Genomic DNA, 13182 nt, shown 5'->3' on the forward strand with positions numbered 1-13182 from the left:
GGCTCTGCCCTTCCGCACGCTGACCCGGACCCGGCGCAGCCGGTTGACTGCACTGGTGAGCATGTGGACTTCACTGGAACCGCCTTCGACCACCGTCGACCCCGGTTCCGTCGCGAGGGTAAGGCTGCGGGTACGCAACACGGGCGACACCGTGGAGGAGTACCGGCTGCGGCCGGCCGGCGACGCGGCGGGCTGGACACGGGTGGAGCCGGATGTGCTGCGGCTGTACCCCGGTGCCGAGGGCACGGCGCAGGTCGAGTTCGCGCCTCCGCGTACGCCGGACGCCGTGGCGGGGCCGACGCCGTTCGGCATCCGCGTCGAGCCGACGGAACATCCGGAGATCCGCGATGTCGTCGAGGGCCAGATCACGGTGGGGCCGTTCTCCGAACTCCGCTGTGAACTGGTGCCGTTGACCGTACGCGGCCGGTGGCGCGCCAAGGCGTCGGTCGCCGTCGACAACCTCGGCAACCAGCCGCTGACGGTGTCCCTCTCCGGCCGCGAGAACGGTGACGCCCTCACCGTCGAACCCGAGCCGGCATCGGTCCAGGTCGCGCCGGGCCGGGCCGCCTTCACGCGCCTCAATATCCGTCCGGGCACGGTGAGCTGGGTCGGCGGGATCAACAAGCACCCGTTCACCGTCACCGTGCAGCGTGCCGGAGTCCCGGAGCCGACCGAGCTGCACGGCACCTACCTCCAGCCGTCCGTGCTGCCGCGCTGGGCGATGGCGGTGCTGTCGCTGCTGCTCGTGGCGGCGATCGCCTTCGTGGCCATGTGGTTCAGAGCCGTGCCCAAGCTGACGTCGAGCGCGCGGGAGAAGGCCGGCGCGTCCCACAAGCTGCCGCAGAAGGAAGAGAAGCCGTCCGCGCCGGCCCCTTCCGAGAAGCCGGAGGAGAAGCCCGAGGAGAAGCCGGAGGAGAAGCCCGAGGAGCCCGCCGGCGGCGACGAGCCGAAGGACGAGGGGCCGGCACAGCAGACCATCAAGTCCGGCGCCAACGGCGGCTGGTACCTCCAGGCCAATGGGGGCGGTCAGGAGGACGGCACACAGATCGGCCAGAGCGCCACCTGGACGGACGACCAGTTCGGCCGCAACCAGTGGTGGACCATCCACCACTACCCCGAGGACAACACGGTCTCCCTGGAGCCGGGCAGCGCCCCGGGCGGCGTGGCCCAGCTGAAGCCGGGCACCAACGAGGTCGAGCTCATGAAGGCCGACCCGGAGCAACTGGCCTCGGGCCAGCTGCCGCCCCATCAGAAGTGGCGGCTGGTGGACACGGGCAACGGCCTCACCCGCATCGTCAACGTGAGCAACGACGAATGTCTGACCGACATGCAGAACGACAAGGGCGCGGTGTCCTTCAAGTGCGCCGACGGGCCCTTCGACCGGCAGGACTGGAAGATCGCCGAGGGTCAGTGACGCGGGCCGGGGCCGGCGGGCACCCCGCCAGACCCCGGCCGCACCGGGACCCTCAGGTCCACAACGGCGAAGCGTCCGGCACCAGCCGCCCCATCTTGCGGTACTCGCGCCGGGCCCCGGCCCGGATGTCCTCGGCCGACACCGCCTCGCCGCGGCCCGCCGCGAGATAGCCCGCGGTCACCGCGGCCGACCGGATCGCCCCGCCGGACAGCTCGTACTCCTTGGCGCAGACATCGAGAGCGAGGTCGTCCGCGCAGGGGGTGGCGGCCAGGCAGGAGCGCCACAGCGCGATGCGCTGCTCGGCGTCCGGGAACGGGAAGTCGACCACCAGATCCAGCCGCCGGGTGAACGCCTCGTCGATGTTGGCCCGCAGGTTGGTGGTCAGGACGGCGATCCCGTCGAATGCCTCCAGCCGCTGGAGCAGATACGCGCTCTCCAGATTCGCGTACCGGTCGTGTGAGCTCTTGACCTCCGAGCGTTTGCCGAAGACGGCGTCCGCCTCGTCGAAGAGCAGCACGGCGTCCGTGCGGTCGGCCTCGGAGAAGATCCGCTCCAGGTTCTTCTCGGTCTCCCCGATGTACTTGTCCACCACCGCGGACAGCTCCACCACATAGAGATCCAGGCCCAGTTCGCCGGCCACGACCTCCGCGGAGAGCGTCTTTCCGGTACCGGATTCCCCGGCGAACAGGGCCACCACGCCCCGGCCGCGCCCGCCGCCGGTCCGCAGCCGCCACTCGCCCAGCACCTTCTCCCGATGCCGCGCCCGCTGCACCAGTTCGTGCAGCAGCGTCAGCGGTTCGGGTGGCAGGACGAGCCCGTCGAAGCCGACGGCGGGGCGGATGCGCCGGGCGTGCCGGTCCAGCAGCGGCGCGGACTGCTGACGCGCGCTGTGCTGGACATGGGCGGCGGTCACCGGCGTCCCGTCGAAGGCGGCGAGGGCGGTGGCGGCACGGGCCGCCCGGCGTATCTGGGCGGCGCCCAGCCGGTACGGCGCCACGGCCGCGGCCAGGTCGAAACCCTCGTCCACGGCGCCGAGTTCGGTGCGCCAGACCTCACCCGCCGCCGCCCCGGCATCCGGCGCCTCCAGCGCGAACAGCCCGGAATCCGGGGCCCAGCCCGGGTCGTACGGCTCGCTCCCGAAGAAGACCACCGGTACGTCCCGGCCCGCCAGCGCCCTGACGAGTCCGTCGGGCCGCTCCGGCAGCGGCCCCACGACGACCGCGGCCCGCCGCAGCCGCGCCTCCCGCAGCAGCGCCCCCGCGAGGCCCATCCCGTCACCGTGCCGGCCGTCCGGCCGGTACCGCAGCACGGGCAGCCCGGCGCGCCGCAGCCCGTCGGTCACCGGTGCGGCGGCGGTACCGGGCCGGCGCTCCCGCAGATGTACGGCCAGCGGCCGCTCACTCGCGAGCCCGGCGAGCCGCCCGGCGAACGCCTCGTCCCCGGTGCGGGCCTCGCTTCCGGTACGGCCGGCGGCCGGCTGTCCCGCCGCCAGCAACTCGACCTCACCGGTGCCGAGTTCCGGGTCGAGGCCGTCGTCCCCCAGCAGATGGGCCACCACCCGCTCCGGCACCCGCAGCGCCCGTCCCGGCAGCGGCCGGTCCTCGTCCTCGATGACGAGTAGCCCACCGGACAGCAGCGGCGCGGCGGGGTGGAAGCGGGCGCGGGCCGCGGGGTCGTACGGGCCGGTGCCCGCGAGGTCCAGCGCCAGCGCGACCGTGGCCCGGCGACGTCCGACATCGTCGTTGAGGTAGCCGTACAGCGGCTCGAAGCCCCGGTCCACATCGGGCGCGAGCGCGGCCAGGAGGATATGCAGGTCCAGGGCCGACAGCCCGAACCGCCCGGCGAGCGCGGCCGATCGGTCCGCTGCCTCGTCGGCCGGCTCGCCGGTCCGTGCCTGACCCGCCAACCTCTCGCCGAGGGACGGATCGGCGTCCGTCGGCGGCTGCGCGGCCAGCCGTCGGGCCGTTTCCGGGGTCACATACAGCCCGCGTAGCGGGTCCGCAGCCGTCGGATCGTCGGCGCTGCGCCGCTCGACCAGCCCGGCCACCCGCTCCCGCAGCCCCGCCAGCCGGGTCAGCAGGGCGCCGCCGGGAGTGTCGCCTGCCGTGCTGCCCGTCACCGTTCCCCCTCGCTGCCCTGCGCGGGCGCGGCACCCGGAGCGGACCGGAGCATCCGGGGCCGGGAGTCGCCGGGCACGCCGTCGATTCCGTGGACGACCGTGACCGCGCCCTCCGTGACCGGCGGCGCCACCTCGTACGACGGCGAGACCGGGAAGGGCACGGTGACCACCACGTCCAGGGACGGCTTGAGTTCGCCGCCGAGTGCCGACCAGATGTCGGCGATCGAGCGGGACTCGGGCGGGGGCACGGCGACGGTGAGCGGAATGCTCACCGCCGGCCCGCGGAGCGCGTCCGGCAACGCGGCCGCCGGCAGGATCTCGTGCGAGAGCAGGCACCCCAGCGCGGCGGACAGCAGCCGGTGCTCGTCCTCCGGGCGGGTGGTCCACGCCGTGACCAGGTAGGACAGCCGGAACCAGCGGTGCGGCTGACGCCGGCGCACGACCACCCCGGCGGCGTCCCGTTCCGCGATCGTCCCGCGCTCGCGGCGGGCGACCTCCTCCCGGATGTCGTAGAGATACGCATTGAGCGTGGGGGCGTTGCGCCGCGCCGCCCAGTCGCGGGTCGGCGCCTCGAACGCGACGTCCCCGGTGCCGTCCGGCAGCACCCCGCCGCGCAGCACCCGCCGGAGCGCCTCATCGACCTCGTGCATCATGCGCGTTCCCCCGCCCGGCGACCCGCCGCTTCCTGTGCCCACTCCGTCACCGCTGCGCCCCTTGCTCTTGCATTCGCACCTGTCTCCGCGTCCCCACCCGTTTCCGTGCTTCCTGCCGTGCCCATCAGATGTAGCCCTCCCGCAGCGCATAGGCGACGGCGTGCGCGCGGTTGTGCAACTGGAGCCGCGTCATCAGGGCATGCAGGATGTTCTTGACGGTGCGCTCGGAGTAGGCGAGCTTCTCGGAGATCTGCCGGGTGTCCAGCCCCTCGGCGATCAGCCGCAGTACATCGACCTCGCGCGGCGCCATTCCGAGCGTCGGTACGTACCCGACGGAGGGCGAGGCCGTTACCGACCGCCGCAGCTGCCCCACCTGGGTGAGCAGTGTGCTGATCAGGTCCGGTGGCAGGTCGCCCTCGCCGCGCGCCGCGCTCTGCACCGCCCGTAACAGCCGCTGCGGGGTGGCCTGATGGCGCCACAGGATGGCCCGTACGCCGTACTCCACGGCCGTCATCAGCTCCGGCTCGCGCAGATCCCGGGCAATGAGGACGACGCGCTGCTCGCCGCCCCGTATGAGCCGCCTCAGTTCGGCCGCGGCCAGGTCGTCGAACCGGTCGATGGGCATGATCGCCACGGTTCCGACCGCTTCCCCGCCGCCTTCATTCGCTCTGCCACGTTCCGTCTGCTCCGTCCGCTCCCTGACCGCTGTTCCGGTCTGGTGCTGGACAAGCTCGACGGTGGGCTGGTGCTGGAGGTGACTGACGACCCCGGCCCGACTGAGCGGGTCGGCGGCGTGCACTGTCACCGTGACACGTGTATCCGGCACTTATTTTCCTCGTCTCGCCCCCGATTTACCGACAGTCACAGAGTGAGTGAAGGCAATCAACAAACGTTTACCGGGCAATCAACGCCGGAGCGGAGGCTTCGGCGTCGAGGCGAGAAGGGGCACGACCACCGCATCGCATGGGGAAGGCGGGGCGTGCGGAGCCGGGGGGGGGGGGGGGGGGGGGGGGGGGGGGGGGGGCGGGGGGGGGGGGGGGCACCCCCCCCCCCCACCCCCGTGGCCGGCGGCCGCCTAGTGCGAGGCGGAAGCCGTTCGCTCCGGCGCCGAGCCCTGCGCCGGGTTGCTGCGCGGGTGCTGCGGGTTGAGGAACCACTTGCGGGCGGAGACCAGCCACCAGGTACCGGCGAAGACCAGCACCACACCCACGGTGAGGGGCGCGTAGTTGAAGGTCTCCAGGGTCACCGGGCTCTGCTGCGGCAGCATGAACAGCACGGTGATGACCGCGACCCAGCCGACCGCGGTCACGCCCACCGGCTTCGACCAGCGGCCCAGGTGCCAGGGGCCGCGCCGGAAGTTCTCGCCCTGGCGCAGACGCAGCAGCGTGGGCACCACGTAGGCGATGTAGAGCCCGATCGTCGCGATGGAGGTGACGGCGGCGTACGCGGTCGTGTTGAACAGGTACGGCAGACCGAGGACGAACGCACCGCCCGCGGCGAGCCACACCGCGTTGGTCGGGGTGCGGGTCCCCGGGTGGAGCTTGTGCCAGACGGCGGAGAACGGCAGCGCCCCGTCGCGGGAGAAGGCGTAGATCATGCGGGAGTTCGCGGTCACCGACGCCATCCCGCAGAACAGCTGGGCCCCGATGATGACGAGCAGCATCAGCTTGCCGGTGCTCGCGCCGAGCGCGTCCAGGAAGATCTGGGCCGGCGGCACCCCGGTGCCCGACTCCAGCGCGCCGGTGTAGGACTGGATGGCGAAGGTCAGACCGAAGAGCAGCACGAATCCGGCGGCCCAGGACACCACGATCGAGCGGACGATGCCCTTCGGCCCCTCGACCGAGGCGTTCTTCGTCTCCTCCGTCATATGGGCGGAGGCGTCATAGCCGGTGAAGGTGTACTGCGCCATCAGCAGGCCGATGAGCGCGACATAGACCGCGGAGCCCCAGCCGGTGTTGTTGACGAACTCGGTGAAGACGAAAGCGGGTGACTGGTGCTTCTCGGGGATCACCAGCAGCGCGCCGACGATGACCACGACGCCGATCAGGTGCCACCACACCGAGACGGTGTTGAAGAAGCCGACCACGCGCACCCGGAAGGTGTTCACCACGGCGTGCAGCAGGAGGATCACGCCGAAGAGCAGGATCGTGTGGGCGGGAGTGGCGGCGTAGCCGAACTGGAGTTTCAGATAGGCATTGAGGAAAGACGCGGCGCCGAAGTCGATGCCCGCGGTCACGGCCACCTGGCCGAGCGTGTTGAACCAGCCGGTGAACCACGCCCAGGCCGGCGCGGACCGCTGCGGAGCGAGTTTGTGCGCCCAGAAGTAGAGGCCGGCGGAGGTCGGATAGGAGGAACAGACCTCGGCCATGGCCAGGCCCACGAACAGGGTCATCAGACCGACCAGCACCCAGCCCCACATGATCAGGGCCGGTCCGCCGGTGTTCATCCCGAAGCCGTACATGGTCAGGCAGCCGGACAGGATGCTGATGATGGTGAACGAGACGGCGAAATTCTGCCGCCCGGACATCGAACGGTCCAACGTCTGGGCGATGCCCAGTTCGGCGAGGCGCTCCTCCTCCGTCTGCGTGACGCTTGGAATCTCCAGTGGCATGGCTGGGACCTCTCCTGTTGGTGGCGCGGTGACGTGCGGAACAACCTCGGCCGGGGCTACGGTGCGGACCCCTTGACCGCCCATTTCCGATGCCGGGCGAAGAGCTGCTGGGCGTCTCCGCAATAGCTCCACGGCACATCCGTGGCGTACGGGCCGATGGCGTCGAACACCTCGGCCGCCGCCCGGTGCTGATTCGCGAAGGACATCGCATGGGCCAGGTAGTTGGCGTCCTCATGGAAGGCGGCGTGCGGCATGGAAGGGGCCCGGTACGTCCACCAGTTCACCCACGCCTGCTGGGTCGACGGGTTGTCCGTCCAGGGGTGGACCGTCAGGCCGTACCGGTGGCCTTCCTTCTTCATCCGCATCCGGTGCGACTCGGCGAGCGCGACCAGTGGCAGGACGTGCAGCGGCATCCCGCGGGGGACATGGGCGCACCGCTCCTGCGCCCAGTGGAACATCTCGCCCGCCACGCCGTGCTGGTCAGGGAACATGTAGGTGAGCAGCTCGTGGTGCGCCTCCCTGTTCCACGGGTCGCGTTCCTCGATCTCCTGCCACACGGTGTGCACCGTCTCCCGCCACTGCCGGTCGCGTGGCGGGGAGTGGAAGCGCAGCAGGGCGAGCATCACGACATACGGCGTGGGATCGGCCGGCAACGCATCACTGGCGGCATGGCAGGTCTCCCAGGCCGCCTCCATGTCCGGCCCGCTGCCCTGTCCCCGTGGGCCGGCCATCGAGCGCAGTGCCAGGACGGTGGCGAGCAGGGCCAGCGCATGAGGGGAACGGGGTTCGGCCTGTGCCCAGGTGTCGGCGAAGGTGAGCCGGGCCCCCGCGCGGGCGAGCACTTGGAGGCGGAAGATCCGGCGGTCCCAGTCGGCGCCGGTCGCGGTCAGCAGTTCCGATGCGCCTTCCCACCTGCCCATCGCGGCGTCCTCCACCACCGCGCGCAACCGGGTGTCGTCCCGCGCCGGATGCCGGTCGAACGCCGGTTGACGTCTCACGGCCGGCCCGCCGGTGTTCTCTCGGGTGCGGGGAACAGTTCCTCACCATGCGCAGGACGGTGCGCACGGGGATGATCAACAGGCACTTTTCAGGCCTCCGGGTGGGCGTCCGTCGTGGCGGACGCCGACGTAGGGGGAGCGCGTCGCGCTGGGCGAACGACCATGGGGCCGGCCGGGCCCGTATGCCCGGCGTCCTTGGCGGGCGGGCCGGCGAGGGCGTCGGGCGAGGCGGTCCGGCACCGGTTCCGCGCCGCTGGTGAGAAGACTGCCCGGACATCGTGGGGAGCCGGGGGCGATCGCCGCGAGCCCCGGATCCGGCCCCTGCTGCGGGGCTGTCTCGTGCGCAGGCGACAGCCCGATACGACCTTGAGGGGCAATCACCGCAATCTCCTGTACGTGGCATGCATGTACTGCGCAAGCGGGCTGTCAACTTCGGTCATGTGGTGCTGACTTGAGAAAGAAGACTATTCACTGACGCGCGCCTGCGCACATTGCTTCGGCGATAAAAGCTCATGTGATGGAGCTGCCGGCCGACGCCGTGTGGGTGCCCGAGTTTCCCCGGGTGTCCATCGGCCCGCGTTCGAGGACGAGTTGACGGTCCGGCAGAGCGGCCCGATGGGCTGCCCACCCGTTTCGGTCACGACATCATCACAGTCTCTTCACTTCGTCTATTTCGATGTTCAACAACTCGATACTCTCCCGGTTCCAGACGCCTTGGATCGCCTGACGCGACGGGAGGGCCGTACCGCTGGCCGCGGAGCGGCGCGGCCTCCCTCACGCAGGCAGCACTCCGACACCACTTGTCCCCCCGGTTTCAGCCGGGCGGCGGCTCGCGACCGTGGGCAGGGCCATGCATGCAGGGGAGTATGCAGTCGCACGACAGGGGGGCCACATGACCGGGAACCAACGGCCGATGTCGCCGGAAGAGAAGAAGAACGCCCGGCTCGGCTGCGCGGTCATCGCCGTTTTCGTGCTGCTGGTCGGCGGATGCGTCAACCTGATGGACGGCGGCGAGGAGTCGAAGCCGTCCGCCGGCAGCTCGGTCTCCGACGTGTCCGATGCGGCGGACGCAGCGGACGGAGCGGACGGATCCGGTGCCTCCGACGCGTCCGACGCCACGGACGGCGGCGACGCTTCCGACAGCGAGAGCAGCATCGTCACCGTGCCGGACTACGCCGGGAGCAACCTTCAGGAGGCGCAGGACGACGCGCAGGGCAGGGGCATCTACCTGCTGGAGAGCCGCGATCTGTCCGTCCGGCACCGCATGCAGGTGTGGGACCGGAACTGGCAGGTGTGCGCGCAAGAGCCGGCCGCCGGGTCGGACATGACGGATACCGAAACGCTCACCTTCACCGTCGTGAAGACCGGTGAGAGCTGCGACGCACCTGACGCGTCAGGGTCGGCAGGCGACGACGGCGCCCCTGAGCCCACGGACGATCCGACCGCGGACGGCACCTCCGGCTCGTCCAGTTCCTCCAGCTCCTCCGGCTCGTCCAGCACCTCGGGCGGTTCCGCCTCCTCCGGTGCGGACGGGAGCGGCTCCTCCAGTTCCTCCGGCGGCTCCGGCTCCTCCGGGGGCACCGGCTCCGGAGGCGGCAGCAGTTCCACGAGTGGCGGCGAGGAGGAAGCCCAAGCCCCGGCCGGCGCCTCCGCGCGATGCAACGACGGGACCTACAGCTACAGCGCCCACCGGCGGGGCACATGCAGCCACCACCACGGGGTCGCGGTCTGGCTGCGGAGCCTTCCGGCCTGAGCGGGCGCCCGGTCCGGAAGCGGCGGGGCGTACGGGGCGCGGGCCGGGCGGGCGCCTGGCCGTGCAACCTTCGACGGCATTGGGTGGTCTTCACGACACCATCACAGATGCCAGGGGGATTGATCATGTCGTACTCGCCGCAGCCCGCGCCCTCCGGTCGGCAGCCCCACCCGTTCGCGCCCCCGCCGGCCGCGCAGCCGCCGGTGACCAGGCACTCCGGGCTCAAGATCGCGGTGGGGGCCGGGTGCGCCCTCGTCGTCTTCGGGCTCGGCGTCACCGTCGGCGGCGGCAGCAAGAAGGACGGAGCGAAGCCCGCCCGCGCCGTCACGGTCACCGTCTCCGCCAAGACGGCGCAGGCCGCAGCGGAGAAGGCGGGACGGGCGACCGGGCCCACCGCGCGGGCGACGGTGCCCGCCGCGCCCGCCACCGCGGTCAGCCAGGGCAGCTACCTCGTGGGGAAGGACATCGCGGCCGGTACCTACCGGACCGGCGGCCCCGCCGCCTCCGATGTGCCGCTGTGCTACTGGGTACGGGCCAAGGACTCCAGCGGCACGATGGCCGGCATCCTCGCCAACGGCACCGCCAAGGGCCCCGCCCGTGTCACCGTGCACACGGGGGAGACCTTCGAGACCAACGGCTGCCGGCAGTGGACCAAGATCGGCTGACCGGGGCGCCGGGGCGCCGGGGCGGCGGAAGGGCAGCAGGCCGGTCGCCCGCCCCGGCGGGCGGCCGGTTTTCGCCGGTCGTGGCAGGTCGGAAGTATTTCCTCCGGTTTGTCCGGGGCGGGGTCCTGTCGAGAGGGGGCCGCCCACGAGATATCTTGATGTCGAGCAATGTTGCAGACGTGGAGCGGAGCACCCGGTGACTGACTCGACCATCATTTACACCCACACTGACGAGGCCCCGGCCCTGGCGACGTATTCGTTCCTGCCGGTGATCCAGGCATACGCGTCGACGGCCGGCGTCAGCGTGGAGACCCGTGACATCTCGCTGGCCGGGCGCATCATCGCGAGCTTCCCCGAGCGCCTGGAGGAGGGGCAGCGCATCGACGACGCCCTCGCCGAGCTCGGTGAGCTGGCGAAGACTCCCGAGGCGAACATCATCAAGCTGCCGAACATCTCGGCCTCGATCCCGCAGCTGAAGGCGGCCATCGCCGAGCTTCAGGAGCAGGGCTACGCGCTGCCGGCGTACCCGGACGACCCGAAGACCGACGAGGAGCGCGACATCCGCGCCCGCTACGACAAGGTCAAGGGCAGCGCCGTCAACCCGGTCCTGCGTGAGGGCAACTCCGACCGCCGGGCGCCGGCGTCGGTCAAGAACTACGCCAAGTCCAACCCGCACCGCATGGGCGCCTGGACGGCCGACTCGAAGACGAACGTCGCCACCATGGGCGTCGACGACTTCCGCTCCACCGAGAAGTCCGCGGTCATCGGCCAGGACGGCACGCTGCGCATCGAGCTGTCGGGCGACGACGGCTCCACCACCGTCCTGCGCGAGTCGGTACCGGTCCTCGCGGGCGAGGTCGTCGACGCGTCCGTGATGCGGGTGGCCGCGCTGCGTGAGTTCCTCACGGCGCAGGTCGCCCGTGCCAAGGCCGAGGGCGTGCTGTTCTCGGTGCACCTCAAGGCCACGATGATGAAGGTCTCCGACCCGATCATCTTCGGCCACGTCGTCCGCGCCTTCTTCCCGAAGACGTTCGCCCAGTACGGCGAGTCGCTCGCGGCCGCCGGCCTGACCCCGAACGACGGCCTCGGCGGCATCTACAAGGGCCTGGAGTCGCTGGCCGACGGCGCCGAGATCAAGGCGTCCTTCGACGCCGAGCTCGCCGAGGGCCCGGAGCTGGCCATGGTCGACTCCGACCGCGGCATCAGCAACCTGCACGTGCCGAGCGATGTCATCGTCGACGCCTCCATGCCGGCCATGATCCGCACCTCCGGTCACATGTGGGGCCCGGACGGCGCCGAGGCCGACACCCTCGCGGTCCTCCCGGACAGCAGCTACGCCGGCATCTACCAGGCCGTCATCGACGACTGCCGCGCCAACGGCGCCTACGACCCGTCGACGATGGGCTCGGTCCCGAACGTCGGTCTCATGGCGCAGAAGGCCGAGGAGTACGGCAGCCACGACAAGACCTTCGAGATCCCGGTCACCGGCACCGTCCGGGTCCTCGACGAGAACGGCAACGCCGTCCTGGAGCAGGTCGTCGGCGCCGGCGACATCTTCCGGATGTGCCAGACCAAGGACGCGCCGATCCGCGACTGGGTCAAGCTCGCCGTCACCCGCGCCCGCGCCACCGGCAACCCGGCCGTCTTCTGGCTCGACGCCGGCCGTGCGCACGACGCCCAGCTCATCGAGAAGGTCAAGACCTACCTCGGCGAGCACGACACCGAGGGCCTTCAGCTGGAGATCATGTCGCCGGTCGACGCGATCACCTTCTCCCTGGAGCGCATCCGCCGCGGCGAGGACACGATCTCGGTCACCGGCAATGTGCTGCGTGACTACCTGACCGACCTGTTCCCGATCCTGGAGCTGGGCACCAGCGCCAAGATGCTCTCGGTCGTCCCGCTGATGAACGGCGGCGGCCTGTTCGAGACCGGCGCCGGCGGCTCCGCGCCCAAGCACGTCCAGCAGCTGGTCAAGGAGAACTACCTGCGCTGGGACAGCCTGGGTGAGTTCCTGGCCCTCGCGGTCAGCTTCGAGCACCTCGCGCAGAAGACCGGCAACGCGCGCGCCCAGGTGCTCGCCGACACCCTCGACCGCGCCACCGGCACCTTCCTCAACGAGAACAAGTCGCCCAGCCGCAAGCTCGGCGGCATCGACAACCGCGGCAGCCACTTCTACCTCGCGCTCTACTGGGCGCAGGAGCTGGCCAAGCAGACCGAAGACGCTCAGCTCGCGGAGGCGTTCGCGGCCCTCGCCAAGACGCTGACCGAGCAGGAGCAGACCATCGTCGACGAGCTGATCGCGGTGCAGGGCTCCCCGGCCGACATCGGCGGCTACTACCAGCCCGTCGTGGCGAAGGCCGATGCGGTCATGCGTCCGTCGAAGACCCTCAACCAGGCGCTGGCGAACCTCGGCTGACCCGACAGCTGCGCACGCCCCTGCCGCCCCGGCCGGTTTCCCACCGGCCGGGGCGGTGCCGTATCCGGCGGCGGCCCGGTCAGCGGAGCCGGGAAGGGATAGCGTCACCGTGCAGGGTCCGCACCTTTTCCGCACGGGGGTATCGATGGAACTCGCCCAAGTCCGCCTGCTCGTCTCGGACTTCCACGGCTGCTACCGCTTCTACCAGGACACGCTGGGGCTCACCCCGCAGTTCGCGGCGCCGGACGGCCCGTATGCCAAGTTCACCTGCGACGACGGCACCGCGGGCATCGCGCTTCAGGAGCGCGCCCAGATGGCCCGGGTCCTCGGCGAACTGGCAAACGCGCCGGACGGCTACCGGTCCCTGGTCGTCCTCCGGGTCGATGACCTCGACGCCTACTGCGCCCAGCTGACCGGGCGCGGCGCCGTCCTCGCGCACGGCCCGGCGCCGATGACGGACCGGATGCGGGTCGCCCACCTCAAGGACCCCGACGGGAACCTCGTCGAGCTCCAGGAATGGCTGACACCGCGGTCCACCGGCTGACCTCCGCGC

The 13182-nt window shown here is 71.2% G+C and carries 10 protein-coding genes; 5 read left to right on the top strand and 5 right to left on the bottom strand.

The annotated features are described in order from the left end of the window. Positions 1–61: 61 nt before the first annotated feature. A complete protein-coding gene (locus tag ACZ4XD_RS07090) occupies positions 62–1414 on the top strand; it encodes an RICIN domain-containing protein (protein WP_468038973.1) in 1353 nt (450 codons plus the stop codon). A gap of 52 nt (positions 1415–1466) precedes the next feature. Here the strand turns inward: ACZ4XD_RS07090 and ACZ4XD_RS07095 are convergent, their stop codons facing one another. From ACZ4XD_RS07095 to ACZ4XD_RS07115, 5 genes are all read right to left on the bottom strand, one after another. Beyond that, positions 1467–3533, bottom strand: a complete 2067-nt coding sequence (locus ACZ4XD_RS07095; RefSeq protein WP_468038975.1) for an ATP-binding protein — start codon at positions 3531–3533, stop codon at positions 1467–1469. After that, positions 3530–4186 carry a Pvc16 family protein gene (locus ACZ4XD_RS07100; RefSeq protein WP_468038977.1) on the bottom strand — a complete coding sequence of 219 codons (657 nt, stop codon included), beginning with the start codon at positions 4184–4186 and terminating at the stop codon, positions 3530–3532. Before ACZ4XD_RS07100 ends, ACZ4XD_RS07095 begins: the two co-directional genes overlap by 4 nt. Positions 4187–4310: 124 nt before the next feature. Continuing rightward, entirely contained in the window at positions 4311–4991 is a 681-nt protein-coding gene (locus ACZ4XD_RS07105) for a response regulator transcription factor (RefSeq protein ID WP_468038979.1), read from the bottom strand. A 270-nt stretch (positions 4992–5261) separates the two neighbouring features. Beyond that, on the bottom strand, positions 5262–6797 hold the full coding sequence (locus ACZ4XD_RS07110; protein WP_468038981.1) for an amino acid permease: 1536 nt from the start codon (positions 6795–6797) through the stop codon (positions 5262–5264). 56 nt (positions 6798–6853) lie between these two features. Beyond that, entirely contained in the window at positions 6854–7795 is a 942-nt protein-coding gene (locus ACZ4XD_RS07115; protein ID WP_468038983.1) for a hypothetical protein, read from the bottom strand. 892 nt (positions 7796–8687) lie between these two features. Here ACZ4XD_RS07115 and ACZ4XD_RS07120 point away from each other — a divergent pair. From ACZ4XD_RS07120 to ACZ4XD_RS07135, 4 genes are all read left to right on the top strand, one after another. Further along, positions 8688–9548, top strand: a complete 861-nt coding sequence (locus ACZ4XD_RS07120; protein ID WP_468038985.1) for a DUF3761 domain-containing protein — start codon at positions 8688–8690, stop codon at positions 9546–9548. 125 nt (positions 9549–9673) lie between these two features. Beyond that, positions 9674–10213, top strand: coding sequence for a hypothetical protein (locus ACZ4XD_RS07125; protein ID WP_468038987.1), 540 nt, complete (start codon positions 9674–9676; stop codon positions 10211–10213). Between the two features lie 196 nt (positions 10214–10409). Beyond that, positions 10410–12629 carry an NADP-dependent isocitrate dehydrogenase gene (locus tag ACZ4XD_RS07130; protein WP_468038989.1) on the top strand — a complete coding sequence of 740 codons (2220 nt, stop codon included), beginning with the start codon at positions 10410–10412 and terminating at the stop codon, positions 12627–12629. Between the two features lie 145 nt (positions 12630–12774). Continuing rightward, positions 12775–13173, top strand: coding sequence for a VOC family protein (locus ACZ4XD_RS07135; RefSeq protein WP_468038991.1), 399 nt, complete (start codon positions 12775–12777; stop codon positions 13171–13173). Positions 13174–13182: the final 9 nt, after the last annotated feature.

This window comes from Streptomyces sp. NPDC029466 (assembly GCF_055574515.1).

Excerpts from the sequence above, each read along its gene's own strand:
- ACZ4XD_RS07120 (WP_468038985.1), top strand. The coding sequence starts at position 8,688 with ATGACCGGGAACCAACGGCCGATGTCGCCGGAAGAGAAGAAGAACGCC.
- ACZ4XD_RS07135 (WP_468038991.1), top strand. The coding sequence starts at position 12,775 with ATGGAACTCGCCCAAGTCCGCCTGCTCGTCTCGGACTTCCACGGCTGC.
- ACZ4XD_RS07125 (WP_468038987.1), top strand. The coding sequence starts at position 9,674 with ATGTCGTACTCGCCGCAGCCCGCGCCCTCCGGTCGGCAGCCCCACCCG.
- ACZ4XD_RS07090 (WP_468038973.1), top strand. The coding sequence starts at position 62 with ATGTGGACTTCACTGGAACCGCCTTCGACCACCGTCGACCCCGGTTCC.
- ACZ4XD_RS07110 (WP_468038981.1), bottom strand. The coding sequence starts at position 6,797 with ATGCCACTGGAGATTCCAAGCGTCACGCAGACGGAGGAGGAGCGCCTC.
- ACZ4XD_RS07100 (WP_468038977.1), bottom strand. The coding sequence starts at position 4,186 with ATGATGCACGAGGTCGATGAGGCGCTCCGGCGGGTGCTGCGCGGCGGG.